Below are 25401 nucleotides of genomic sequence, written 5' to 3' on the forward strand. Positions count from 1 at the left end.
GCTCCCGGTATGGTTTTCGCACCTTAGGGAGCCGGTAGTCCATCCGTCTTCAACGTCCAATCGACACCCACGGCCGGCCGTCTTCCCAATGAACGCGGATCGGAAGGCGAAACGCTTCTGAAAGCCGCTCGTCGGTTAACACTTCCTCTTTTTGGCCAGCCGCAAGGATGCGCCCGTCTTGCAAAAGCAAGACATGGGTAATGGAGTCGACGATTTCTTCGATATAATGGGTGACGTATAAGAGATGGCACGGCTGAGTGACGATCTGTCCGATCAATGCTAAAATTTCTTCGCGGGCCAATAAGTCAAGGCCGACCGTCGGCTCGTCCAAAATGAGCAGCTTCGGATTCGCCATCAGCGCCCGGGCGATCAACGTTTTCCGTTTTTCCCCCTGCGACAGCGTCGCGTATCGCTTCCCTTTCACCGCTTGCAGGCGGAACGATTCCATCAATGCCTCCGCTTGATCCCGGTCCTCGCGGGTTACCGCATCATACAGGCCAATCGTCGCAAACTTGCCGCTTACGATCACATCTTCAACCGTCTCGGTTTGCAGCGTGTCGTGAAACTGATCGAGCGCGTTGCTGACAAATCCGATGTGCCGGCGCATCTCCGGCAAACTCGCTTGCCCAAACCGATACCCCAACACCTCGACCTCGCCGCGCGTCGGGTACTGATAGCCGGTGACGATATTGAGAAGCGATGTTTTCCCGGAGCCGTTTAGGCCAAGAATCGCCCATTGCTCGCCTTCTTTCACCTCCCAGTTGATATCACGCAAAATCATGCGCCCTCCTCTTGCCCATGACACATCGCGCATGCGGATGATGACGGTCATTGTTCCTCTCCCCTTTGTCGTTCGTATGGACGGTCCTGATAGAAAAAGTTGGGCAGCATCATCGCGTTGTCATACGACCGATGAAAAATGTGGGTTGTCGCCGGAGAAAGAGGCGGAATCAGCCATGTCCAATCGCCGGTGACATGGCGGCCGGCTACGGTAACCGCCTCTCTCGCATCAATGGCATAGAGCGATTGCCAAAACAAGCGGCCGATGCAACGGTTGCTGTGGCGCCAAGCCATCTTCGCCCCATAGCTTAACTCTTCGTACGTATGGCGGTACGTGCCGGTTTGTTCCACTTCCCAACGGATTTCGTTCAACCGCCGCCTCATTTCTTGCTCACTTTTTCCAAGCTCCCGATAGCTGGCCATGATAAACTGTTTCGCTTTTGTCATCAACTGCTCATCTTGCTGTCTGAGCTTATCGCTCTCGATCGTTACCATATATGCTTCTTTTTCCTCCACTTCGCCGTCATTCCAATTCCAATCAAGAGGCAAATGCCCCCGACCCACCACATTTGCTCGATAAACATCGAAATCGCCAAAAAAATGAGCGCAAAACCAAGCAGTCGACGGATCGACATGATTCTCTCCCCTTTTCCCCGCCATCGAGCGCTCTCCCATCGCGCAAAAGCAGCAGTGAACAATGCTTGGGAGACGTCTATCCTACGGGGCAATTGAGAATGAAGCAACGCTCTCGTCCCTATTGTAACAGATGCTTCCATAAAGAGAACAGACAATTTTCAATGAAACAAACCACTTTGAACAGCTTTTTCCTTCAGCACGCGCATCCACGTGCTTAACGGGCCTTTCAACACAAGCCCAGCCAAAAGGGCGGCAACGGCAAACAAGAGAAGCCGCTTGACGTCATGCTCAACATTTTCCCATACGATCCCGCCGACTGCCTCGCGCATGACATCAATGGCGTAGGTGAACGGCAGCCAAGGGTTTAATTGCTGAAAGAACGGAGGGATCAGCTCAATCGGATACGTGCCTCCCGCTCCGGCAATTTGCAAGACAAGCAGCACAATCGCCATCGCTTTTCCGACATTGCCGAACAAAGAAACAAGCGAAAAAACCACTGCCATAAAGACAAAGCTGCACAAAAGGCCGAACGTCATGAACCATCCCGGCTCACGGACGAAAATATTCGGCAAGATGAAAGCCGCTCCAGCCGTCACGACCATCGCCTGCAAAGCATTCAGCGTCCAAAAGGTCAACAACCGTCCGACATATTGTTCCCGCTCATTCGCTTCCGAAAACGAAGAAGGATCGGTCGACAAGACGGAAACAAGCAACAAACATCCTACCCATATGGCCAGCACCGTGTAAAATGGATTCATGCCCGAACCATAGTTCGGCAGCGGGAAAAGGCGGAACGTTTTGACGTCAACCGGGTGAGCTAAAAACGCCCCTTTCGCCTGTGGATCTTGTTTCAACAAGCGAATCAGTTCGTCGATGTCGGTTTCTCTTTTGATTTTCGATAGGAAGGCGGCCAGCTCGCGAACCTGGCGGGCAAGAAAGGGATATTGCGCCAGCGCGGTCTTTAGCGATTGTTGCGCAGCCGCTAAATCACGGTCTGTGTTTGACAACCATTGCTCTGCCTCATTTAACGCTTGATCCATGCGAAGAAGCGTTTGTTTCGCTTGTCGCACCTGTTCCCCTGTTTGATTCCATTTTGCCCGCAGCATAGGCAGCAGCCGTTGGCGATATGCTTGATCAAGTTGCTTCGCCTGTGCGTCCAATAAGGCCATTTGTTCACGCAGGTGAGTGATCTTCCCTTCGACGCCTGTTGGATGTTGTTTCACTAGCGCCGCTGTTTCTTGAATAGACGCTAGCGTCTGCTCGATACGGCTGATGGTGCGCTGCACAGCTTGAAGCGAAGAGGAATCAATCGTCCCCTCCCATGTTCTCAACGTTCGGCGCAATTGCTGAACCAATGGGCTCGCGTCTGTTGCAGCCTGTTGGATGAGAGTCGCCCAACGCGCTTGCTTTTCCGGTGTATCGAGAGACTCTGGCGTCTGCTCTGCAAAGGAATAGAGCGCATGAACCACCATTTCCACCGGCTTTTCCCATAAGTGCGATGAAGCATTGACTTGCATGAACAACTTCTCAACGCGGCCTGTCCATTCTAAACCGCGCCGCACCGTTGCTCTGGCAGCCGGCAGAAGCTCGCGGCCTGTACGAACTAGTGATCTTGCCTCTCCCACATCGCGATCTAGGGCTTTCAATTGTCGTTGAATCGTTGGCAATTCGTTTTCCAAACGAAACACGAACGCTTCAACGCGGCGAATGGTGGGAAGCTGCTGTTCGAGCGTCACTCCCGCTTGGTGGAACAAGGAAAACAATGCGGTATTGACCACCCTCACAAACTCATCGCTGACTCGCGCTGACAATGTACTTGCTCCGCGCTCCGTGATTTTGGGAGCGATGGCGTTCCGTTTGTCGTTTTCATAATAGTAAATAACCGCCCTTTTCGGACGTTTCTGCACTACAGTGGCTAATTTAGCCGAGAAATCAGCCGGAATGACGATCGTCGCAAAGTAGTCTCCCCTCCGAACGCCTTCCATTCCTTTTTTCCGCGTGACAAATCGCCATCCCAACTGGTGGTTGTTTTTTAAGGTCTTGACGATCTCATCGCCGGCGCGAAACCGGTGACCGGCGAGCTCCGCCCCTCGGTCTTCGTTCACGACGCCGACCGGTAAATCCTCTGTATGGGCATAAGGGTCAATCGAAGCCTCTACATTGATCCAAGCGTAAAGCGATGGAAGAACGATCAGACCGAGAGCCAATATGGATGCGGCCCAGTTGGTCGTGAGATGTTTCAAATCGCTCATATAAATGCGCCATGCCTGTTTCACTTTGATCCGCTTCCTTTCAAGTCGATCATGCTGTTGTTAGTATGAGCGGTTCACGGAAAACTAAACCAACTTGGCCGGTCCTGTAGTTCATTTGCGAAAAAAAAGCCAAAGCGCCAAAAACAAACAGGCTATAGCAGCGAGGCGCGTCATGTCAAACGGAATGCGCTGTCCCCCAAATAATCCGAAGTGATCAATGATCGAGCTCATGACGAGCTGGCCGGCGATCACCGCCGCCAATGAATTGGCAACGCCGACTTTCAGAACGATCAGCACCATGACAAACACATAAAAAGCGCCGAGAATGCCGCCCGTCAGCTGCCATTTCGGCACAGAAAACATGGCCAGCAATTCTCCTTTTCCGAAAAACAACTGCACTAAAAATAAGACGATCGTTCCGAATGAACCTCCCCCACTTATCGAAGTGGGGGTTTCCTGTTTCCCCTTCGGAGGTGGATGCATGATAGGCTGGTTGGCAGCCTATCTGCAGGCAACACCTGGCACCCGTCCCGTTGGGAGCCACAGGCAACATGAGTATCCATGATACTCAAGGGCGGGAACTCGCCATCTACGACTTCATACCTAAGCAATCCGTCGATACGTAAACGGTTTGACCGTAAATTCCAACGGGCGAATTTCGCCATAATATACTTTGGCAAATAAATTCATTGCCCCATGGATATCACGGTGTTGTTTGTATCCGCATTGACATGTATAATTTCTAGAAGAAGATGTATTCTTCTTCCCGCAAACAGGGCATGTTTGCGATGTGTAACTTTCATCTTTTTTCTCTATTTCAATGCCTTCGGCATTCAATTTGTATTTGAGATAATCAAATAGTTTTCCAAACGACCAATTGGATAATTTCTGATTGGTCTTTTTGTTTCGTTTCTTTTTCGTGTTCCGTTGCACTCCTTCGACATCCCCAATGACCACTTCTTTCACTTGGTTTTCCAAACACCAACGAACAAATTGTCTCGTGGTTTTATGCAACGCATCTTTGAGTTGCACTTCACTCTTACTTAATACGTATTGTTTCGCCCGATTGTACTTTTTCCATTGTTTGGAGCCTTTTTTGCAACGGGACATCAACTTTTGAAGTTCTTTTAATTTTTTGTTTCTCAACCGATGAATGCTTCTTATTTTTCGTCCTGTGATAATGAGGCTTTCCCCATTTTCACAAACGGCTGCGATGGTGTGAATTTCCCCTGAGTCAATAGCGACACGGTTTTGATTTTTATTCTCTTTTGGTTCTTTTCCATCTTCATACGATAAACAAAGCCACAAACCACGGTCATAGACCAACTCGATTTCTTTCACTTGACCCTTTGGAATTTGTTCTTTATCCATTTTCACCACCAAAGGAGATTGTCTTTTTCGATTCCAAATTCCTAGCGACAGTTCCAACGTTCCGTCTTCACGCAAAACAAATCCATCTTTTGCCCATTTCGTGTTGAAGTGTTTTTTCTTTTTGTATGGATATTTGATTTTTTCCCCTTTTTTCCGTGCTTCTTTTGCCCCATCACGGGCAAAGATATATTTATGCACAACGGCTTGGATGCTTTGGCTGTGGATAGGAAAACGACCTTTTGTTGCTTTTTGCAGTTCCGTTTTGGTTATCCATTTTCCTGTTTTCAAATGATGTTCTTTTGCCAAACGAATGCATTCGTTCCAAACTTCTGCGGAGATGCGATTGCATTCAAATAGTTTTTGGATAACTTCTTTCTTTGCCCGAAAACGGGTTTTCAGCGTTCGATACATGGTTTCACCTCCTATGTTTATTGTATTCTATTGCCATCCAAAGAAGAAAGAGAAAAACAGAAAAACCGAACGCCATTCATCCCCCACCTGTAGAGGTGGGGGACTTCTGGCTGATTTATGTTAAAAACGACACGAACGCCCCTTCCAACATACCAATCCGCTTGCTAAGGCCGCCGTTCACTCCTGCCTGTACGGAGACAGCCATCCCGGCCGTTAGAGCGAGCAGCATCCATACCCACTTCATCGGCTCCCCCTCCTTTTGCCTATATACGCCTGCGGATCAGGCGGCGAGCTTTCCTTTCAGCGCACAGCCCTACGCCCTGCCGGCGCTCTTTTGTTTCTGCCGCCTCGGTATCGCTTTCACGCAAACGAAAACCATTTGATCAAGCCATCTATTTGCATCTGCCGGCTATTGCAACGGCAAAGCCAAACACGGCGTTGTCCATTTTCGGACGATCATGAAAAGCCGCCATCATGGTGCTTAGGGCGATCAGCCGAGCCAAGCGCGCAGCCATCCGCCGACGAAAGAAACAAGAACAACCGCCCACGCCGGCCACTTCCAAACGGCAAGCAAAAGAAAGGCGACGAGGACAAACGCGAAATCGGCCAGCTCGTTCACCGCTTTTGTCCAAATCGGATCATACAGCGCCGCGAGCAAAATCCCGACGACAGCGGCGTTAATGCCGGCAAGCGCCGCTTGGAAGCGTGGATGACGGCGAAGCCAGTGCCAAAACGGAAACGCGCCAAGAACGAGCAAAAAGGATGGAAGAAAAATGGCTGTGGTAGCCACTAGCGCTCCCTTCCAGCCCAACGCCGCCATTCCAATATACGAGGCAAACGTAAACAGCGGCCCAGGGACGGCTTGGGCGGCGCTGTAGCCGGCTAAAAACTGATTGGCGGTGACCCACCCTTGCGGCACCACTTCCGCCTCCAAGAGCGGCAGCACGACATGCCCGCCGCCAAACACGAGCGCCCCGGCGCGGTAAAAGCTGTCAAACAGCGCCCAAAGTGGTGAATGGATCCAAGTGCGAATGAGCGGCAGCGCAACAAGCAACACGGCAAACAATGAAAGCAACGCCAAACCGGTGGAACGACGAATGGAAGGCGGGATGCCTGCCGCAGACGAAGAAGGTGCGACGTTTTTTCGCAATCCAACAGCGCCAATGCCCCCCGCTGCGGCGATGACGGCGACTTGGCTCCACGCGCCCGGCGCAAGAAGCACGGCGGCCGCCGCTATGATGGCGACCGTTGCCTCGAGGCGGCTAGAGGCGAATTTGCGCGCCATCTCCCATACGGCTTGTGCCACGACCGCCACGGCCGCCAACAGCAAGCCGTGCATCCAGCCGGCGTCACCCCAAGAATGGTGTTGCAGCCAAACAGCAACCAGGCTGAGGGCGACCGCCGACGGCAACGTAAACCCAAGCCACGCTGCCAACGCCCCCCAGACGCCGGCGCGCATCAGTCCGATGCCGATGCCGACCTGGCTGCTTGCCGGACCAGGGAGAAATTGGCATAAAGCGACCAAATCGGCATACGTTTTCTCGTCAATCCATTTCTTTCGTTTGACGTATTCTTCGTAAAAATAGCCAAGATGGGCCACCGGTCCGCCAAATGACGTCAAGCCGAGGCGAAGCGCCGTAATTGCGACCTCCCAGACGGAACCATATCGGTCTGCTGCTTGTTTCTTTGCAGCCATGGATCCCGCTCCTTTCGTTCACGAGAGTGTCATGCTACAATCATATCATCATGCACGAGAGGAGAGAATACCATGAACGTTCGAACGATGGCGACAAACGGTTTGATCGCCGCCGTGTATATCGCCGTGACGGCGTTCATCCAGCCGTTTGGCTTTACGAACATTCAGTTTCGCGTCTCAGAAATGTTAAACCACCTAGTCGTATTCCGCCGAACATACGCCGTGGGCATCGTGCTCGGCGTCTTTTTGGCCAATTTGTTTTTCTCGCCGATTGTCGCGTATGATCTTGTATTCGGCGTCGGCCAGTCGGTGCTGGCGCTTCTCATCACGATTGTTTCCATGCGTTATGTCGAGAACATTTGGGCGCGTATGGCGATCAATACGTTGTCGTTTACCGTGACCATGGCCATCATCGCCTTTGAACTAAAGCTCGCGCTCGGCTTTCCGTTTTGGCTCACATGGCTGACGACGGCCATTGGCGAGTTTGTTGTCATGGCGATCGGCGCACCGATCATGTATGCGGTTGGCCGCCGCTTGGCGCCGAAGATGTTCGATTCCGCCCATCGAAGCCGTTAGCAGCCCTCTTTCGCCTTAGGCAAGGGGTTCGCTTCATTCTAAAGGCGCATTCCCCGTACGCCCACACGGGAAGTTCTTGATCAATCGTACGGGTTTTCAACATCTATTTTGACTACGGCATCGAACAAACCGCCCATTCAATGATCAGCGACATCACAGCAAGCAAGATGACTCCCGCCGTCGTCATCTTCAGCGCCCTCCGCCATCTTGGCGATAGGTACCGCCCCGTCCGAAGAACAACAAGGCCGACTGCGATTCCGCCCACCCACATGCAAAGACCCACCGGGGTGACAAGCTGACGCCAATCGCTGATCCAATAGTAGATGACGAACGTCTGGCAGGCAAGCAGGATGCACACGATGATTCTCATCGTTCCCCCCCTATGCGTTTGAGGCGCCGATCTGTGGAAATGGGCAGCGATGAGTGTTTCACTGTTCTTGTCGATTCGAAGCTATGCCAGCAAATCCCGATGATGATGACGGCCAAGCCAACGAATGCCCATCCGTTCGGAAGCGGAGCGGACAAGAACAGCACTTCGCCGATAACGGCAAAAATCACTTCCCCGGATTGCGTCGCTTCCACAGCGGCGAGTTTCCGTTCGTTCCCTTTTGCCCGATCGGTCGCGATAAAAAACAACGTCGTTGCGATGACCCCGGAACTAATGGCCACGATGAACGACTGCATCATTTGCCCCGCGGACGGCGCACCTGCTGTCAGCCAGCCAATCAACGCGACAATCAGCCAAAACGGCAGGCTGGCCATCGTCATTCCCCATACGCGTTGAAACGCATCAAGGCGCCCGGCGCAATGTTCGATCATTTTCCGGTTGCCAAGCGGGTACGCAAACGCGGCCATCAGCACGGGAAAGATCCCCAACCCGATTTCTTTCCAAGTGAGGTGGCTTGCTTGCTGGAACTGGATAAGCACGACGCCGGACAAAATCAACATGGAAATCAAGAGCGCCCGCTTTTCAATCGGACGACGCACCAATACCGTTCCGTTTTTCGTTTCTCTTCGTTCTGTAAAGAGCGGGCTAAGCAGAACGCCGGCCACAATCGTGCACTGCCATGTCCCGGCCACCAGCCATCCGGGTCCGTAGGCGGCCGCGTAGGTGAGCGGCGCGTAAAACAAGCCGAACCCGACCGTCCCCCAGGTGATCCATGTCCACGGATGGCATTTCATGTCATGCCAAACCGGACCGAGGCTGCGGCGTGCCAAAAGAATGGCAAACAACAGCGGAACCATAAAGAAAAAACGAAGCGACGAACTCCACGCCCAGCTTCCACCCGCCAGCTCCATTGAGCGGTTCAATATGAATGTAACAGCAAAGAAGAATGAGGCGGCAAGGCCGAGGGCCATCTCGCGCATTTTTCCTTCTCCCTTCTCAATGATGTAGAGCAGTTTTATTTTATCTCATTATTTAAAATTTTTCTATTTGTTCCTTTGATTATTTAGAACATAGTTTTATAAAAATATGTATACACCGAAACAGCAGCGCCAAAGAGGCGATCTTATCACGATGTAAGCCTCTTTTGCCTATCATTGTTCACTTGCCAAATGCCAGCGATCGGCCTGGATCTTTGAACATTCACGGCGATATGGACTTCCCTTCTGATCCCCATCCGGAATGAACATGTCGAACGCCCACTCTTGATAAAAGGCACCCTAACAGGCGCAGCTGTCATCCGTATAATCAAAAAATATCAGAATGTGAAAAGGCTGTCTGGAAAAAGTCGAGCGATGACTTTTTCCGACAGCCTGTCGAGGGTGTTGTCTCCTTCGAGACGCTATGCATGGCAAACGTGCTGATGAAAGGGCTTCTTCGTTTGTCGGTCTTGCATGGCGGACGGATTATTTGTCAATTAACTCAATCGGCACAACTTTTCCATTTTCCACCGCGGCCACAACGATTTCTGATTCAAAGCCGCCATCATCGCCGACGCTTGGAACGACGTATACTTGCTTTTCTTTCGGAATGTTTTTCAGCCCTTCGTTCAAATGCTCGCGGATGGCCATCGGATCATCAACCGTCCCAGCGGCTTTCATAGCCTCAACAAACGCGTAAAGAGCCAAGTAGTTATACCCGGATTCCGAACTCGCCTCGGCATTGAATTTCGTCCGATATTTTTCCGCAAACTCCGGAGCCCCTGGTTGGTCGGAGTGAATAAGCGGCATGACGCCGATTGAGCCTTCCAGTATCTCATAAGAACCGATCGTCCGTTGCATTTCATCAAGCTTCGCCTGATCCATAATGATAAAACCGCCTTTAAAGCCAAGTTCACGCGCTTGTTTCGCCACTTTCGCCGTCGGTTCCGACGGTCCGCCGATAAACAGCACGTCCGGTTTTTCTTTCAATGCGTTCGTCACGATGGTAAAGAAGTCAGTGTCTTTCGTAAAATCAATCGACGATTTGTAGACGACTTCCCCGCCTTGCTTTTCCCAGTACGGCAACAATTTTTCCGTCCAGTCTTTCCCGTATTGCGTCGCCGTCGGCAGAGCGGCCAGTTTCTTGCCGAAACGCTTCATGGCATAATCAGTAAAGGTCGGGATGTAGCCGTCATAGCGCGGCGGAATGCGCACGGTCAGCTTGTTGCCGGTCTGCGTAATTTTCGGTTCGCTTGTGTATGCCGCGATGATGAAATTGTCCGTTTGATTGAACACTTGCAGCGCCATCACACCGCCGCTGTGTGGAGTAAAAATAATAGGCGTCTGATGCTCCTGAACGAGACGTTTGGCGTTCGCCGCTGTTTCGTTCGGCAAATATTTGTCATCCAATGACACGATATTGAGCTTGTATGTTTTGCCGTTCACTTCAAATCCACCGCTGTTATTGATTTCTTCCGCCGCCATTTTTACGCCGTTTAACGTCCGCTCCCCGTAATAGGCGGCCGGACCGCTTAACGGACCGCTGTATCCGATGTTGACTGTGCCCGTTTCACCGCCGCCTCCGCCTCCATTATTGTTGTTTCCGGTGCTTGCGTTGTTGTTAGTTGTTGAGCTGTTGCAGGCAGCCAGCATCAACATCATGATCGCTGCCATCATCGCCAAGATGGACCATTTTCTTTTTTTCATTACTACTCCCCCCTATTGATGATTTATTATTTAGAATATTTAGATAATATTCAGCGCGCCCGTTATTCATCTCCTTTCAGTGCCATCTCTTCTCCTTGCTTTCGTTGCTGAAGAAGATGGAGTCGATTATCCGCCAATGTACGCCTTGCGGACATCGTCGTTGGCGAGCAGCTCCTCCGCTGTTCCTGAAGCAACGATCGTTCCATTTTCAAACACATAGCCGTGATGAGCGATGGACAACGCCGCATGGGCGTTTTGTTCGGCGAGCAAAATCGTCGTCCCTTCCTGATTGATTTGTTTAATCGTCGCAAACATTTGCTCGACAATGAGCGGAGCGAGTCCAACCGACGGTTCATCAAGCAAGAGCACCGCAGGACGCGACATTAAGGCACGGCCGATGGCAAGCATTTGCTGCTGGCCGCCGCTTAACGACCCGGCCGGCTCATTGCGCTTTTCCCGCAAGATGGGAAATAATTCATATACGTATTCCAACGACCGGCGGATGCCATCTTTATCCTTTCGATGAACGTAAGCGCCCATCAGCAAGTTTTCGTATACGCTCATGCGAGAAAACAGTTTGCGCCCTTCTGCGCATTGCACGACGCCGCGCCCGACGATGCGATCAGGCGGAAGCGAGTCGATGCGCTCACCGTTGAGGCGGATTTCCCCTTGCACAGGTTTGTGCAGTCCGCTGATCGTGCGGAACAATGTACTTTTTCCTGCTCCATTGGCACCGAGCAAAACCGCAATCTCTCCTCGCTTGACGGAAAACGTCACATCGCGAATGGCGGCAAAACTCCCATAGCGGACCGATACGTTCGCAACTTCAAGCAATGGCGCTCCCTCCTAAGTACGCTTGAATGACCGCCTCGTTGTTTTTCACTTCCTCCGGCGTTCCTTCTGCAATTTTCTCTCCATAGTTCAACACCATAATGCGGTCGGCGATTTTCATAATCATCGACATTTTGTGCTCAATCAAGCAAACAGTCAGGCCCCTTTGCACCATATTGACGATCAATTCCTCAAGCCCTTCCGTTTCATCCGGGTTGATGCCGGCTGCTGGTTCATCAAGCAAAACGAGCTCCGGATCGGTCGCCAAGGCCAGCGCAAACGCCGCCCGCTTTTTCTGTTCCTGCGACAAATTGGCCACCATCCGATCCGCCACATGGGTTAGACCGACAAAGTCAAGCACTTCCATCGCCTTTTCTTTGCATGCCTGTTCCTCGCGGCGGTGCCGTTTCGTGCGCAAAATGGCATCAAATAAGTTGGATGACGTGCGGAGGCGATGACCGATGATAACGTTGTCCATCACCGTCGCCTGTTCAAACAAGTGAGTCGTTTGAAACGTGCGGGCGATGCCGAGCTTCGCCCGTTCGTTTGCCGGCAGGCGGGTAATATCGCGCCCTTTGAACGTAATCGTCCCCGACGTCGGCCGATGCAAGCCGCTGATGAGATTGAAAAACGTCGACTTGCCGGCGCCGTTCGGGCCAATGATTGCGTTGATCTTCCCTTGTTCAACAGAAAACGTGACATCGTTGACCGCCAGAAGCCCGCCAAATCGTTTCGTCAATCGCTCGACATGCAAAAACATGTTCAGCCCTCCTTGGCATATCGTTCGCTCCGCTCTTGGCGCGAGGCAGCGGCCAGTTCCGCGGACGCTTGTGTTGCTTCCAGCTGAAGGCGGCGCGCTTCGCTCCGCTTCGCTTTCAAACGGATGATCCCCCCAGCAATGCCATGAGGGTAAAAAATGATGAGCAGCGTCAAGACAGGTCCGAAAATCAACATCCGATAATCTTGCAAAAACTGCAGCTGCTGGGACAAAAATGTAACCAAGAGCGTGCCGACGACCGGTCCGGCGAGCGTGCCGATCCCGCCGACAAGCAAATACGTTAAAAAGTCAAACATGACGCTGACGTACGCAATGTCTGGGCCGAGAAAACGGATGAACGACGCATACAGCGCCCCGGCCAGCGATGTAAAAAAGACCGAGAGAACAAATGAGGCGAGCTTGTTTTTCATCGTCGAAATGCCAAGCGTCAAGGCGAGCTCCTCGCTGTTGCGAATGGCAATGTACGTCCTCCCCGTCAGCGAATAAACAAGGCGATGCATGATCCAAACAACGACAAGCAAGAAAAACAACACCAAATAATATTGGGCAACAGGTGTTTGAAACGAGAGCGGGCCGATGTCAGCCGGCGCCGGAATGCCGATAAACCCGCGCACTCCGCCGGTTAAACTGTCCCATTTGTCAATGATCAAATAGATGATGTAGCCGACGCAAAGTGTATAAATGGCGAAAAAGTGTTCTTTCGTTCGCAAGGCGACAAGTCCGACGAAAACGCCGATCAACGTCGTCAGCAAACACGCTGCGGCAAAAGCAAGCCAAAACGGCCAGCCGGCTTTTACCGTCAAAATGCCGAGCGTATACGCGCCGATCGCAAAAAATCCAGCGTGGGCAAGCGACAAATACCCCGTATAGCCGGCAAACAAGTTCAATCCGTACACCGCAATCATCCAAATAAAGGAAATGGTCATCATATGCACGTAATAGCCGTTGGCGACGAAAAGCGGAAAGAGAATCGCCGCAGCGATGAGGGCAGCGAGCCATAGGCGTCGTTTTTCCAAAATGGCCATCAACGTCCCTCCTTGGCAAACAGTCCGTTCGGTTTGACTGTTAAAATGATGACGAGAATGGCGAAGGCGATAATGTCCTTGTAGTCATTCGACACATATGTCGCCCCCAAGCTCTCGCTGAATCCTAAAATATAGCCGCCGACAATGGCGCCGGGAATGCTTCCCATGCCGCCGAGAATGATGATGACAAACGCTTTCAAGATGACAAGATGGCCCATGCCGGGAAACACGAGGTTGATCGGCGAAGCGAGCGACGCGGCGAGCGCTGCCAAACTGCCGGAAAGGAAAAACGTCAGCATGGCGACTTTATTCGTGTTAATGCCGACCAAATTCGCCCCTTCGCGGTTTTGCGCCATCGCGATGATGGAAGCCCCGATGAACGTCTTTTTCAAGAAGAGGTAAAGCAAGATCATGATGATGACAGCGGATGCGATGATGAGGATGCGTTGAACCGTCAAGGTCAAGCCGAAAATGCTGACAACGTCGCCGTATGGGGTCGGCATCGTCTGGTAGTCCGCCCCCCAGACGAACTGGGCGAATGCCTCCAAAAACAACAAAATGCCAATCGCCGCAATTTTGTCATGGAGCGGCGGTGCGTCGCGAAGCGGATAAAACACAAGCCGTTCCATCAATACACCGAGCATCCCGACCGCGGCCATCGACACGACAACGGCCAACCCGTACGGCAGCCCGGCTTTCGTCATCGCAGTGAGCGTGACATAACCACCCATCATATATAACGCGCCGTGGGCAAAGTTTGGAATGTGCAAAATGCCGTAAACAAGCGTCAAACCTAACGCGACAAGACTGTAAACGCTTCCAACTGTCAGCCCGTTTAACAGCTGCTGGATGAATAGCTCCATCCCGATCCCCCTTTTTGTGTGCCGTTTAGCCAGACCATCAAAGCGGCGCGGCCGATCTTTCATTCGGTCTGACCGCCCGAATTGCCTGGCTCCGCCTCATTTCGACCGCTTTCTCCAGCTCTTGGCGCCTTTATGCCGTGCAAAATGAAATCAACGAAAATGTCCGTCAGTTCTTCTTCAGAGATGCCTTCGTCAGGCCGGAACCAATAATAGCTCCAGTTGGTGATGCCAAGCAGGCCAAACGTAATCATTTCTGCATGAAGCGATGGCTTGAATTCCCCGCGAGCGATCCCTTCTCGAACCAGCTGTTCATACCGCTTGCGAAACAACCGCCGCTTGGCGCGGATTTCCGCCAAATGGTCATCAGCCAAATGCCGCATTTCGCGGAAGAAAATGCGGGCGCTTTTCTTCCGTGTGCGGATATTGCAGATGACCATATGGACGATGGCCCGCAATTTCTCCGTGCAGCTTTTCTCGGGCTCTTGGACAATGCAGGCTTGCTGCCGAAGCAAATCGTCCAGATAGGAAACACAAATATCACATAGCAACTCCTCTTTGCTTTTGTAATAGTAGTAAAAGGCCCCCTTCGTTGCCCCGATCGCTTCGACGATTTCCTGCACCGACGTTTCTTTGAATCCTTTGCGTTCGAACAACTCAATGGCGGCTTCTCTTAGCTTGTCTTTCATTCCCTATAGTCTCCGTTGCCTCATTCTCGTTCAATAATCGTCGCAATGCCTTGGCCGCCGCCGATGCACGCGGTAATGAGCGCGTATTTCCCTCCACGGCGCTTCAGTTCATACACCGCTTTTGTGATCAAAATCGCTCCCGTCGCGCCAAGCGGATGGCCGTGGGCAATGGCGCCGCCGTTTATGTTCACTTTTTCGGGATCCATCTCAAGCTCACGGTCGCAGGCGATCACCTGGGCGGCGAAAGCTTCATTGATTTCGATGATGTCCATATCATCGAGCGTAAGCCCGACTTTTTCGAGCACTTTTCTTGTCGCCGGCACCGGGCCGATGCCCATGATGTTCGGGTCGACCCCGGCAACCGCATGGGCGCGGATGACGGCAAGCGGCTTTACGCCAAGCTCCTCTGCTTTTTCCCGCGACATGATGACGAGCGCGGAGGCGGCATCGTTCAGCCCTGAGCTGTTTCCGGCCGTCACCGTTCCCCCTTCCAAAAATGCCGGCGGCAGCTTCGACAGCGCTTCCATCGTCGTGTTCGGGCGCGGATGTTCATCCGTATCGAAGACGAACGGCTCGCCTTTTTTCACCGGAACGGTGATCGGCACGATTTGTTCGTCAAACCGCCCTTCCTGCATGGCGCGCGCCATGCGCTGCTGGCTGCGCAAGGCAAACGCGTCTTGTTCTTCACGGCTGATGCCGTACTTTTTCGCCAAATTCTCCGCCGTAATGCCCATCGGCGGGTCGCCAATCTCTTTTGGCGACAGCTGCGACTTGCGGAAGCTGGGAGGTGTTGAGCTGTACGGTTTTTCCGGGCGGTCCATCAAATACGGTGCGCGGCTCATGCTTTCCACACCGCCGGCGATATAGACGTCCCCGTCGCCGGCCCAAATGGCCTGCGCCGCCAACGCCACAGCGTTAATGCCCGAACCGCATTGGCGGTCAACGGTCAAACCTGTCAACTCTAGAGATAAGCCGGTTTGCAGCGCCGTCAGTCGGGCGATGTTGCCGCCGCCGCTTAGGACGTTGCCCATAATGACATCATCGACATGCTCCGGGCCGATATTCGCCCGCCGCATCGCTTCTTTGATCACTTCCGCACCGTAAATATGCGCCGGCAACGTCGCCAAAGCGCCTCCTTGGCGGGCAATGGCCGTCCGTACGGCCGACACAATGACGGCATCCCGTTTCATCGTCATTCCCCCTTGTTCGTTGTGAACACATCCCCGCAAACGGGCTGGCCCCTCGCCCCGCTTACGGCTTCAGCTTTGGGGCCGCCCGTCTTTTTCACTCGTAAAGCGCAAAGACCGCTTCACCTTTGACGACTTCTTTTCCATGCTGGTTGACGGCGGCGACGGCAAAGCGGATCGCTTTCTCGTCTTTTTCCTTCACCGTTGCTTTTAAGGTGATGACATCGTTCAAAAACACCATCGACTGGAAGCGGACGAAATAGTCTTGGACAAATCCTTCTTCATAGTACGGCGTAAACAGCTTTGCGAGATTGCCCATCGTCCACATGCCGTGGGCGATAATGCCCGGCAGGCCGGCTTTTTTCGCCTCTTCATCGATCGTATGAATCGGGTTGTAGTCGCCTGATGCGCCGGCGTATTTGATTAAATCGAGCCGGGACACCGGTGCGAGCGTTACTTCGGGAAGCGACTCTCCGACTTGCCATTTGCGGATGCTCGTCATACGCTCATCGCCTTTCTAACCGCCTCGTTGATAATGATCGTCGAGGTCGAAGTAAAAACGAGATTCCCATCAGGGTCTTCGCCGTTGTTGGCGATTACTAAAAAACCGAGCAGGCCCATGCTGCTTTGCTTTTCAAAGTAATCTTTTACTTCCGCATAGCAGTACAGCTCTTCGCCGACAAACAACGGGCGCTCATAATGGAAGTGCTGTTCGCCATGGATGAGCCCTTTGGACGGCAATTTCAGCCCTTCAATGACGCCGTAGTCAAACACGCGCGGAAACGTCGGCGGCGCAATGTTGCGCCCGTAGCGCGACCGTTTCCCCGTCTCTTCGTCCCAATAAATCGGGTTCCGATCGCCGATCGCCTCAGCAAACTTTTTCACCGCTCCGCGCTCAACGACATTTTTCACTTTCGCTGACCGTTTCCCGATGTCATGTTGGTACATGCCCCGTCCTCCTCGTTTTCAGCATTTCGGACCGCCGGCGACATACAGCACTTGGCCGTTGACAAACGATGACCGTTCGTCGGCGAAAAAGGCGACCGCATGAGCAATGTCTTCCGGACGGCCGCTGCGCCCGACCGGGATGTTGGCGACGCTCGCTTGGATGAGCTGCTCAAACGAAATGCCAAGCCGCTCGGCGGTCGCTTTCGTCATATCGGTTTCAATAAACCCAGGGGCGACGGCATTCGTCGTGATGCCGAATTTGCCAAGCTCAATCGCCAGCGTTTTCGTAAATCCTTGGATGCCGGCTTTCGCCGCCGAATAGTTCGCCTGGCCGCGGTTGCCGAGCGCGGATGTCGACGAAATGTTGATGATGCGCCCGTACCCTTTTTCGACCATATATTTTTGCGCGGCGCGGGCGCAATAAAACGCGCCTTTTAAATGGACGTCCATCACCGTTTGCCAGTCGTCATCGGTCATTTTAAACAGCAAGTTGTCGCGGATGACGCCGGCGTTGTTGACGAGAATATCGAGCGAGCCGAACCGATCGACCACTTCTTGGATCGTCGCTTCTACTTGTTCGCGGTCGGTGACGCTCGCCACCTTGGCGTAAACGTCATACCCTTTTTCCCGCAGCTCGGCAGCCGTCGCTTCAAGGGCTTCTGCGTTTAAATCAATGAACGCCACTTTCGCTCCTTCTTCCGCGAAGCGGGTGACAATCGCCTTGCCAATGCCGCGGCTTCCTCCGGTCACAAACGCCACTCTTCCTGCAAACCGTTGGCTCATCGTGTTCTCCTCCCTTTCGATAACGCTTTCATTTTTTTAGATGAACTGTCCAAGCTTGACGTGCCCTTTGATCAAATTGCGGGCGATAATGAGGCGCTGAATTTCATCCGTGCCGTCGTAAATGCGCCACAATCTCGCTTCACGATACCAGCGCTCGATCGGCATTTCTTTCGTGTAGCCCATGCCGCCGTGGATTTGCATGACGCGGTCGACGACGCGGTTGCCCATGTTCGCGCCAAACAGCTTCGCCATCGAGGCTAAATGGCGGTTGTCCTCCCCTTGGTCAAGCGTAAAGGCCGCGTTTAACACAAGCCATTTCGCCGCTTCGATTTCTACCGCCGAATCGGCAATCATCCATTGGATCGCCTGCCGCTCGGCGATCGGTTTGCCGAATGTGACACGCTCCTTCGCGTAGTCAATGGCCATTTGCAAAAGCCGCTCGGCCGCTCCGACCGCACGAGCGCCTACGACCCAGCGGGCGTAGCCGATCCACTCAAGCCCAAGCTTATAGCCGTGATGCAGCTCGCCTAAAATGTTTTCTTCCGGCACGCGCACGTTTTCGAAAATCAAGCTGGCTGGAGTGGAAGGTCCCATCGTATGTATCGGTTCCGAACGCCAGCCCATCTCGCGGTCGACGATAAAACACGTCACCCCTTCACGCCCGTTCGAAGCTTGGTGACGCTCTTTGTCGGTGATGGCGATGACCATGACGAAATCGGCTTCATTGCCGCCGGTAATGAATGTCTTCTCCCCGTTTAACACCCACTCGTCGCCGTCTTTCACCGCCGTCATTTTAATGTTGCGCGTATCTGATCCTGCTCCCGGCTCGGTCATGGCAAAGCACGATTTTTTCTCGCCGTTGATCGTCGGGATCAAATATTTTTTCTTTTGTTCTTCATTCGCGTAATACAAAATGTTGTCCGCCGATCCGCCAAACTGGAACGGAACGAGCGTTTTCGACACTTCCATTAGGACGATCGCCTGCATGACGTGGCCCAAATTCGCGCCGCCGTATTCCTCCGGCGTGTTGATCCCCCAAAAACCCGCTTCTTTCGCTTTTAATTGCAATTCTTTCAATTTCTCCGGCGCAAGCCCGGGCTTTCCTTCCCGCTCATTGCGCAACACTTCGTTTTCAAGCGGCATTAACTCTTTTTCCACAAACTTGCGGATCGCTTTTTGCACCATGCGCTGCTCGTCCGTTAAGCGCAAATACATGATGGTCCCCTCCCTTTTCCGTTACGCCTTTATGCTCGGCTCCACTCATCAAAATACCAACCGGTTGGTATGTTATCTTTATTATATTCGAATGTTCTGAAAAGTACAATACCTTTTTTGATTTTCGTCCAACGGGAAAACGCCATATGCGTTCTCCCGTTGGCATGGAATCTATCGATCTATTCCGCCTGTATTTGCTTGCGCACGCTAGCGACCGTTTTCCCGATTCCGCCATAAATGACAAGGTCAAACATCCCGTCCATTCTTGTCGCTGTTTTGTTGATCAATACTTTCCTTGTTGCCGGCGATTCGGCGGCGACATAAAACGGGATTTGATTCACGGGCGCCACTTCCAAACTTGTTCCCATCGCCAGAAGCAAGTCGCTGGCGGCCGCCGCAGCAAACGCTTCTTCCATGCGCGGCACGAGCCCGCCAAACAAAACGACATCCGGTTTGACAATCGTCTGGCACTTTTCACAGCGCGGCACCTCGTGACGGTTGATAAACGACAGATCATACTTGTTGCCGCATGACGGGCATGTCGCCGTCTGCAACGTGCCGTGCAGCTCAATGACATTCGTGCTCCCTGCTTTTGTATGCAGCCCGTCAATATTTTGCGTCAAAATCGTCACCGTCTTGCCCATCTCCTCAAGCCAACGGAGAAACCGATGCCCATCATTCGGGGCAAAGCCGCCCATCATTTTTAATGAAAACATCCGCTTGAATCGACGCCAAAAATCAGCCGGATCTTTTTTGTAATAATGCTCTGACAAATAATATTCGACATGGTCCTCTTGGGCGTAAAGGCCGTTTTCGCTGCGAAAATCAGGAATGCCGGACTCCGTGCTCATCCCGGCCCCGGTCAGGACGGCGATTGTATTCGCCTCTTTGATCCATTGCGCCAGTTGCCGGATTTTGTCCACTCTCGTTCTCTCCTTTCTTACGAACCTCTTGGACTTCGGGAATGGGAGCTGGGGGCTCCCGCCTGCAGCGAGGCTACCGTAAATTGAACCCTTTCCCTTCCACAAACTCCTTCATGTACATCCGGACTTGGCGGCTGAGCATATCGGCCATCTGCCCGGTCCATGTGTCGCGGCGGCGGCCGTTTGTCCGTTGTTCATAATAGGTAGAAACGGTTTCATTGTAGCGCTGCAGCTGCGCGATGAATCGCGCCCGGTCTTGGTCGTATTCGTCCTCGTGATAAACGTGTTCAAACGGCAACCGCGGCTTTTGATCCGGCGTTTGTGCAGGATAGCCGACGGCAAGCCCAAACAGCGGAATGACCCGCTTCGGCACATTTAGCAGCGCACATACTTCCGGCAAGTTGTTGCGCAGCCCGCCGATATAGCAAATGCCAAGCCCCATCGACTCCGCGGCAATGGCGGCATTTTGCGCCGCAAGCGCCGTGTCAATCAGCGCAACCATAAACTTTTCCGTGCTCTCAAGCGATGGAAGCACGTCTTTTCCTTCTAGCTCGCCAATGAGCTCATGGCGGTGAAAATCAGCGCAAAAGACAAAGAAATGGCCGTTATGCTCGACGTACGATTGATTCCCGGCCAGTTCAGCGAGCTTCCGTTTTTTCTCCGGATCTTTCACGCCGATGATGGAGTACGCTTGAACGTAGCTTGATGTCGACGCCGCTTGGGCGCATTCAACGATCGTGCGGATTTGTTCGTCCGTGAGCGGCTGGTCTTCAAAACGGCGGATCGAACGGTGCTGGAGAATCGTTTCGATGACTTGGTTCATGACTATGTCCTCCTTGAACAGCCCAACGGCTTCTTTTTGTGAACATGATAACAAAAAAGAAAGAGCCATACAACGAATCGGCTCTTTCCCTTCCGTTATCGCCCAAACCGCCCTTCCTGGTAATCGCGAATCGCTTCGCGGATTTGTTCCGGCGTGTTCATGACGAACGGCCCGTAGGCGACGACCGGTTCGTTCACCGGCTCACCGGCGTAAAGAAGAAGGCGGAGTTTTTCGCGGGCGGTCGCGTTTAGCTCCGTTTCCTCGCCGCGGTTGTGGCGGCTGAAAAACAGCGCTTGCCCGGCCTTTCCTTCCGTATGGTCAGCTCCGAACGTGCCGCTCCCTTCTAAAATGTACAAAAAGCCGTTGTAATGCCCCGGCAAATCTTGCACGACCGTTGTTCCCGGTTCGACAATCATTTCCACCATCGTGACAGGAACGATGTTCTTCGTCGGGGCTTGCACCCCTTTGGATGACCCGGAAAAGACGCGGATCACCGCTCCTTCCTCTTTTCGCACCGGCATCTCTTCGGCGCGCAAGTTTTGGTAGCGCGGCTCGGTCATTTTATGCGTGCTCGGCAAGTTGACCCAAAGTTGCAAGCTGTGCACCGTTGAACCGGGCGCCGGATCTTCCTTATGGACGACGCCGCGGCCGGCCGTCATCCATTGCACATCCCCGGGGCCGAGCGTGCTGTGGCCGGCTTTGCTGTCGAAATGTTCAAGCTCGCCGCTGATCACATACGTGACCGTCTCAATGCCGCGGTGCGGATGGACGTCAAACGTTCCTCGCTCAAAAATGTCTTCCATCAGCAACAAAAACGGATCATACTCTTGCCAGTTCCCGGGCTCAAGCACCGAACCGCTCTGATGAATCGGGCTGTTGGTCGTCATTTGCACGGTTTTCACGCGACGAATGCGGCGTTGAATCGCCATAACCTCTCCTCCCTTATGTTGCGCAATCCCGGCCGTTGCCGGAAGGAGTGCAGCTCAATCGGCAAACCGCTCCCCCCCTTCATCGTACCGGATTCAACGAAAAACAGGCAAGCCATCCGCCTGAAAAATGGCGGCCATACCGCTCGCAAAAAACAAAAAACCTGCCGGCACTCGGCAGGTGGACGTTGGAAGAGGGATTCCAATCCCACCATAAAACGATTGATATTTCAAGGATGAATGGACATGCTCGTTCATCACGTGCAAAATTTGTGCAAAATAATCTCCAGTGTGTCAATCCATGCAAAAAGGCGGGACAATCCGCCTTCTTTTCGTTGCTCGATTCTGCCTTTTTCACAAAATATCCGAAGGAAGTCTCCCGCCTCAAGGAGCGTGAAGGGCAAAAATGTACGCAAAAAGTATGCTAAAAGTGAACAAAAGGCCAATATAAATGGCCTTTCACGAAAGAAAAGTATGAATCAGATCCAAGCAATCCGAAACAACTTCATTGGGCGCCCGTCCTACTATTTGAAGCTGTCGGGCGCGCCAATCTAAACTTTTGACCTGATCGGTTAAAATCACGCCTTCAACGGCCAAGCCTGATGGCAATTCCACTTCAAATGGATATCCTTTTTGTTGCCGGGTGATCGGGCAAAGCACCGCAAACCCTGTCAATTGATTGAACCGCTTTGGTGATAGAACGATGCCGGGCCTTTTTCCTGCCTGCTCATGCCCTGCTTGTGGATTGAAATTGACGTAAACAAGATCCCCGCGATCCGGCGCTTGCATCAGAACAATTCATTCCCTTCTGTTCCAAAATCAATTTCAGCATGGCGATTTTCCGGCGTGATTTTAGCCAAAAGTTCCTCCAATGTCGGCTTTTTCTTTTTCGGGATCAACTTGATCGCTTGGTTCTCAACGATCATCTCCACTTCTGATCCTTGATGAAGCGCTAAACGTTCAGCAATCACGCTTGGGATACGAACCGCAAGGCTGTTTCCCCATTTTTGAACGGTTATTGTCATGATTGACACTCCTTTCTGTTTGTTTAATTCCATTATACCTCTCTCCTTTCATTTCGTATATACATAGTATATACATAAATTCAAAAAAAAGATGCCATCGAGACGGTGTTTTCGATTCGAAACGAACGATTACGATTGATGATAAGACGCTGAACATGTTAAAGGATTTGAAGAAAAGTCAAAAGGATTCCCAAAAAATGAAAAACGACTGCCAACGCAGTCGTATCAAGGGTTTCATGATTTACAATTTGACAGGATCGGATATTAGAAATGGAGGAAGAGGGATTCGAACCCCCGCGGGCTGTGACACCCCTAGCGGTTTTCGAAACCGCCCCCTTCAGCCAGACTTGGGTATTCCTCCGTATGAAAATGGAGCCTATCGGATTCGAACCGATGACCTCCTGCGTGCGGGGCAGGCGCTCTCCCAGCTGAGCTAAGGCCCCAAATTAATGATCGGGAAGACAGGATTTGAACCTGCGACCTCACGGACCCGAACCGTGTGCTCTACCAAGCTGAGCTACTTCCCGACATAAGCTGGTTTACCTTGCGACAATTTATATTCTATATGAACCTCAAAGGAAAGTCAATAGTTTTTTTATCTTTTTTCGCCATAACGGACGAAAATTTATCTTTTTTCTGAAACGACCTGCGTAGCTGCCGCTCCTTTTTTCCTATACTAAAAACACAGCAACCGTTTGACACTCCACACGCCTAAAGGGCGTGGGATTCTTGGGTCGTTTGCGTCCTCATCCATTTCTGGTTCAGACAACGCCCAAGTTCAGGGGTGTGTCATCACCCCGTCCCATCGGGTTAGGATGTACCCCCATGGGCGGCGCACCTGTGACCAGTGCGCTAGGTTAGGCGACAAAGCCCGAAATCGCTTTGGCGATGTTGATGGCGCCATTCAAGTCGGCGTGGAGGGTGTATCCACACCTTTGGCATCGGAAGTGGATGCCGTTTCGGTTCGCTTTCTCTCGATAACCACATTTACACGTTTGGCTCGTGTAGGTTGGATCCACCCACTCCACCCGAATGCCCGCCATTTCCGCTTTATAGGCGATCATCGTTTGCAGTTGATGAAACGCCCATGAATGAAGGCTTCGCCCCGCTTCTTTGGCCAATTTGGCCCGTTTCCGAATCCCCGTCAACGCTTCCATCCGAATCACGCCAACACCGTTGGCGAGCGCAACATTCACGATTTGACGGCTGATTTTGTGATTTTGGTCCTTCATCCAGCGGGATTCTTTACGGCCGATTTTGCGAATCATATGAAGCTTCTTCTCTTTGCCCAACGTTCGCCGCAAAGCCGCATAGCGTCGGCGCACAAAAGCGCATTGGTTCCCTTTGAAAAACAACGATTTCGTTCCCACGCTGGCCACGGCGAGATAGCGAAGCCCAAGGTCAACCCCCATCACCTTTGTTTCGTGCCGCGGCTTGACTTCAAAGGTGATCGCGATCGCCAAATACCATTTCGTTCGCTTTTTGTAGAGTTTGGCGGCCCCTTGTTTGACGGTTCCATCGAGCAGCCGCTTCAGCCACGCTTCTTGGTAGGGGCGCGCAACCACTGGCACGCCAATTCGCTTCTCCAGTGTGGGGAAGGAAACCGTGTAGAACGCTCCTTTCTTTTCCACCTTCACGTTTTGATTGTTAAAGCAGCACCAGAATGTTCGAAACTTCTTTGCCTTTTGGCTTTTCTTTTGAGACTTCACTTCTCGAATCGTCTGATTCACGACGGCGGAAGGAAACCGCTGCGACGAAAACTCTTTAAATAATTTGCTCGTCGCTTGATTCAGCTTGGGATGATTCAACAGCCAATTGGCAAACGAGGTATTCACTTCTGTCATCCGTTCGTACATGTCCTGTTTGACTTTCGTTGGGTTGTGCAGCTCCAGCTTTAGTGTGATGGTCGGCATGGATTCACCTCCTTGCAACAATGACAGGATGCCATTTCCATATGAAGAAAACGACTCACTTTCATCCCACGCCTAAAGAGCGTGGGCTTTCTCGTTCGCGAATCTGTAAAGGAAAGGGGGCGCTTTGTGAAACTCATTCCGCCGGCGCGGCGCAAACGGGCGCATTTGTCGCAATTGACAACCACCCATTTCCATTTGCGTCATCCGCTTGTCGTCGCCTTTTTTTCCTTTTCGTTTCCGGGTTTCGGCAATTTGATGCAGCAACGCTACGCCACGGCCTTTATGTTAATCCTCTGGGAGCTGTTTATCAACACAAAAGCCCATATCAATACAGGTATATTATACTCGCTGCTTGGCGATTTTGAAAAGGCAAAAGCCGTTCTTGACGAACGATGGCTCATGTTTTATGTGGCCATCTACATGTACAGCATTTGGGACAGCTACCTCGGCTCAGTCGACATGAACAAGCTGTATTTGCTCGCCGACCGCGAAGATGCGCCGATCTCTTCCATACCGAATGGGATCGTGCTTCTCATCCGTTGCGATGAACAGCAATGGCCGGCCGTGGAGCAGTTGCTGCGGGGCCATCACGCGCTTGGACTCGCCGGCGTTCACGACAAGCAGCCGAATAGATAGGCATTTCATCCCCTTTCACTGAAAAACCCGAGGGAACACCCCCTC

The 25401-nt window shown here is 52.3% G+C and carries 28 protein-coding genes, 3 tRNA genes and 2 pseudogenes; 3 read left to right on the forward strand and 30 right to left on the reverse strand.

Annotated elements, in window-relative coordinates:
• Positions 1–49: 49 nt before the first annotated feature.
• The 8 genes and pseudogenes from GZ1_RS01780 to chrA all read right to left on the reverse strand — a co-directional run bounded on the left by GZ1_RS01780 (position 50) and on the right by chrA (position 7146).
• Positions 50–832 carry an ABC transporter ATP-binding protein gene (locus GZ1_RS01780; protein WP_020753942.1) on the reverse strand — a complete coding sequence of 261 codons (783 nt, stop codon included), beginning with the start codon at positions 830–832 and terminating at the stop codon, positions 50–52.
• Positions 829–987, reverse strand: a pseudogene (locus tag GZ1_RS19925) (nitric oxide synthase oxygenase); the annotation flags it as partial. The gene GZ1_RS01780 and the pseudogene GZ1_RS19925, both read right to left, overlap by 4 nt.
• A gap of 15 nt (positions 988–1002) precedes the next feature.
• Positions 1003–1455, reverse strand: a pseudogene (locus GZ1_RS01785) (nitric oxide synthase oxygenase); the annotation flags it as partial.
• 119 nt (positions 1456–1574) lie between these two features.
• A complete protein-coding gene (locus GZ1_RS01790) occupies positions 1575–3692 on the reverse strand; it encodes a YhgE/Pip domain-containing protein (protein WP_060787762.1) in 2118 nt (705 codons plus the stop codon).
• 87 nt (positions 3693–3779) lie between these two features.
• Positions 3780–4151 (reverse strand): DMT family transporter, encoded by a 372-nt coding sequence (locus GZ1_RS01795; protein ID WP_060787763.1) that lies wholly within the window; start codon positions 4149–4151, stop codon positions 3780–3782.
• 120 nt (positions 4152–4271) lie between these two features.
• A complete protein-coding gene (locus GZ1_RS01800) occupies positions 4272–5450 on the reverse strand; it encodes an RNA-guided endonuclease InsQ/TnpB family protein (protein WP_047818363.1) in 1179 nt (392 codons plus the stop codon).
• Between the two features lie 115 nt (positions 5451–5565).
• Positions 5566–5694 (reverse strand): DMT family transporter, encoded by a 129-nt coding sequence (locus GZ1_RS17920; RefSeq protein WP_083509259.1) that lies wholly within the window; start codon positions 5692–5694, stop codon positions 5566–5568.
• A 246-nt stretch (positions 5695–5940) separates the two neighbouring features.
• The gene (chrA, locus tag GZ1_RS01805; RefSeq protein WP_060787764.1) at positions 5941–7146 is read right to left on the reverse strand and encodes a chromate efflux transporter; all 1206 of its coding nucleotides are present in this window, start codon (positions 7144–7146) and stop codon (positions 5941–5943) included.
• 72 nt (positions 7147–7218) lie between these two features.
• Here chrA and GZ1_RS01810 point away from each other — a divergent pair, with 72 nt between their 5' ends.
• The gene (locus GZ1_RS01810) at positions 7219–7722 is read left to right on the forward strand and encodes a QueT transporter family protein (RefSeq protein ID WP_014195773.1); all 504 of its coding nucleotides are present in this window, start codon (positions 7219–7221) and stop codon (positions 7720–7722) included.
• Between the two features lie 112 nt (positions 7723–7834).
• On the opposite strand, the gene GZ1_RS01815 is transcribed toward GZ1_RS01810, so the two are convergent.
• The 16 genes from GZ1_RS01815 to GZ1_RS01890 form a co-directional block, all read right to left on the reverse strand.
• On the reverse strand, positions 7835–8092 hold the full coding sequence (locus GZ1_RS01815) for a hypothetical protein (RefSeq protein WP_014195772.1): 258 nt from the start codon (positions 8090–8092) through the stop codon (positions 7835–7837).
• Entirely contained in the window at positions 8089–9090 is a 1002-nt protein-coding gene (locus tag GZ1_RS01820) for a DMT family transporter (RefSeq protein WP_060787765.1), read from the reverse strand. The genes GZ1_RS01815 and GZ1_RS01820 overlap by 4 nt, the downstream gene beginning before the upstream one ends.
• A gap of 483 nt (positions 9091–9573) precedes the next feature.
• Positions 9574–10794, reverse strand: a complete 1221-nt coding sequence (locus GZ1_RS01825; RefSeq protein WP_060787766.1) for an ABC transporter substrate-binding protein — start codon at positions 10792–10794, stop codon at positions 9574–9576.
• A 126-nt stretch (positions 10795–10920) separates the two neighbouring features.
• The gene (locus tag GZ1_RS01830; protein WP_060787767.1) at positions 10921–11628 is read right to left on the reverse strand and encodes an ABC transporter ATP-binding protein; all 708 of its coding nucleotides are present in this window, start codon (positions 11626–11628) and stop codon (positions 10921–10923) included.
• The gene (locus GZ1_RS01835; protein WP_060787768.1) at positions 11621–12385 is read right to left on the reverse strand and encodes an ABC transporter ATP-binding protein; all 765 of its coding nucleotides are present in this window, start codon (positions 12383–12385) and stop codon (positions 11621–11623) included. The genes GZ1_RS01830 and GZ1_RS01835 overlap by 8 nt, the downstream gene beginning before the upstream one ends.
• Positions 12386–12387: 2 nt before the next feature.
• Positions 12388–13428: a branched-chain amino acid ABC transporter permease gene (locus GZ1_RS01840; protein ID WP_015374788.1), complete on the reverse strand. Its 1041-nt coding sequence runs from the start codon at positions 13426–13428 to the stop codon at positions 12388–12390.
• Positions 13428–14291: a branched-chain amino acid ABC transporter permease gene (locus GZ1_RS01845; RefSeq protein ID WP_060787769.1), complete on the reverse strand. Its 864-nt coding sequence runs from the start codon at positions 14289–14291 to the stop codon at positions 13428–13430. The genes GZ1_RS01840 and GZ1_RS01845 overlap by 1 nt, the downstream gene beginning before the upstream one ends.
• 59 nt (positions 14292–14350) lie before the next feature.
• A complete protein-coding gene (locus GZ1_RS01850; protein WP_060787770.1) occupies positions 14351–14977 on the reverse strand; it encodes a TetR/AcrR family transcriptional regulator in 627 nt (208 codons plus the stop codon).
• 20 nt (positions 14978–14997) lie between these two features.
• Complete coding sequence (locus GZ1_RS01855; RefSeq protein ID WP_060787771.1) at positions 14998–16167, reverse strand: thiolase family protein; 1170 nt, start codon at positions 16165–16167, stop codon at positions 14998–15000.
• A gap of 94 nt (positions 16168–16261) precedes the next feature.
• A complete protein-coding gene (locus GZ1_RS01860; protein ID WP_060787772.1) occupies positions 16262–16666 on the reverse strand; it encodes a MaoC family dehydratase in 405 nt (134 codons plus the stop codon).
• Complete coding sequence (locus GZ1_RS01865; RefSeq protein WP_060787773.1) at positions 16663–17112, reverse strand: MaoC family dehydratase N-terminal domain-containing protein; 450 nt, start codon at positions 17110–17112, stop codon at positions 16663–16665. Before GZ1_RS01865 ends, GZ1_RS01860 begins: the two co-directional genes overlap by 4 nt.
• A gap of 18 nt (positions 17113–17130) precedes the next feature.
• Positions 17131–17895: a beta-ketoacyl-ACP reductase gene (locus GZ1_RS01870; protein ID WP_013523726.1), complete on the reverse strand. Its 765-nt coding sequence runs from the start codon at positions 17893–17895 to the stop codon at positions 17131–17133.
• A 36-nt stretch (positions 17896–17931) separates the two neighbouring features.
• On the reverse strand, positions 17932–19110 hold the full coding sequence (locus GZ1_RS01875; RefSeq protein WP_013145374.1) for an acyl-CoA dehydrogenase family protein: 1179 nt from the start codon (positions 19108–19110) through the stop codon (positions 17932–17934).
• Between the two features lie 179 nt (positions 19111–19289).
• Positions 19290–20033 carry an NAD-dependent protein deacylase gene (locus GZ1_RS01880; RefSeq protein WP_060787774.1) on the reverse strand — a complete coding sequence of 248 codons (744 nt, stop codon included), beginning with the start codon at positions 20031–20033 and terminating at the stop codon, positions 19290–19292.
• Between the two features lie 73 nt (positions 20034–20106).
• On the reverse strand, positions 20107–20856 hold the full coding sequence (gene nfsA / locus GZ1_RS01885; protein ID WP_015374779.1) for an oxygen-insensitive NADPH nitroreductase: 750 nt from the start codon (positions 20854–20856) through the stop codon (positions 20107–20109).
• Positions 20857–20951: 95 nt separating this feature from the next.
• The gene (locus GZ1_RS01890) at positions 20952–21785 is read right to left on the reverse strand and encodes a pirin family protein (protein WP_015374778.1); all 834 of its coding nucleotides are present in this window, start codon (positions 21783–21785) and stop codon (positions 20952–20954) included.
• 35 nt (positions 21786–21820) lie between these two features.
• Between GZ1_RS01890 and GZ1_RS19500 the strand changes: the two genes are divergently transcribed.
• A complete protein-coding gene (locus tag GZ1_RS19500; protein WP_255211264.1) occupies positions 21821–22210 on the forward strand; it encodes a hypothetical protein in 390 nt (129 codons plus the stop codon).
• A 31-nt stretch (positions 22211–22241) separates the two neighbouring features.
• On the opposite strand, the gene GZ1_RS01895 is transcribed toward GZ1_RS19500, so the two are convergent.
• From GZ1_RS01895 to GZ1_RS01920, 6 genes are all read right to left on the reverse strand, one after another.
• Positions 22242–22571 (reverse strand): type II toxin-antitoxin system PemK/MazF family toxin, encoded by a 330-nt coding sequence (locus GZ1_RS01895; RefSeq protein WP_011231143.1) that lies wholly within the window; start codon positions 22569–22571, stop codon positions 22242–22244.
• Positions 22571–22840 carry an AbrB/MazE/SpoVT family DNA-binding domain-containing protein gene (locus GZ1_RS01900; protein WP_011231142.1) on the reverse strand — a complete coding sequence of 90 codons (270 nt, stop codon included), beginning with the start codon at positions 22838–22840 and terminating at the stop codon, positions 22571–22573. Before GZ1_RS01900 ends, GZ1_RS01895 begins: the two co-directional genes overlap by 1 nt.
• A 238-nt stretch (positions 22841–23078) precedes the next feature.
• A tRNA-Ser gene (locus GZ1_RS01905) sits at positions 23079–23168 on the reverse strand.
• A gap of 9 nt (positions 23169–23177) precedes the next feature.
• A tRNA-Ala gene (locus GZ1_RS01910) sits at positions 23178–23250 on the reverse strand.
• Between the two features lie 10 nt (positions 23251–23260).
• A tRNA-Pro gene (locus tag GZ1_RS01915) sits at positions 23261–23334 on the reverse strand.
• 330 nt (positions 23335–23664) lie between these two features.
• The gene (locus tag GZ1_RS01920; RefSeq protein WP_011231141.1) at positions 23665–24720 is read right to left on the reverse strand and encodes an RNA-guided endonuclease TnpB family protein; all 1056 of its coding nucleotides are present in this window, start codon (positions 24718–24720) and stop codon (positions 23665–23667) included.
• A 126-nt stretch (positions 24721–24846) separates the two neighbouring features.
• Here GZ1_RS01920 and GZ1_RS01925 point away from each other — a divergent pair, with 126 nt between their 5' ends.
• The gene (locus tag GZ1_RS01925) at positions 24847–25356 is read left to right on the forward strand and encodes a hypothetical protein (RefSeq protein ID WP_015374777.1); all 510 of its coding nucleotides are present in this window, start codon (positions 24847–24849) and stop codon (positions 25354–25356) included.
• Positions 25357–25401 lie beyond the last annotated feature (45 nt).

It is taken from the genome of Geobacillus zalihae NBRC 101842, assembly GCF_001544135.1.
Classification (GTDB): domain Bacteria; phylum Bacillota; class Bacilli; order Bacillales; family Anoxybacillaceae; genus Geobacillus; species Geobacillus zalihae.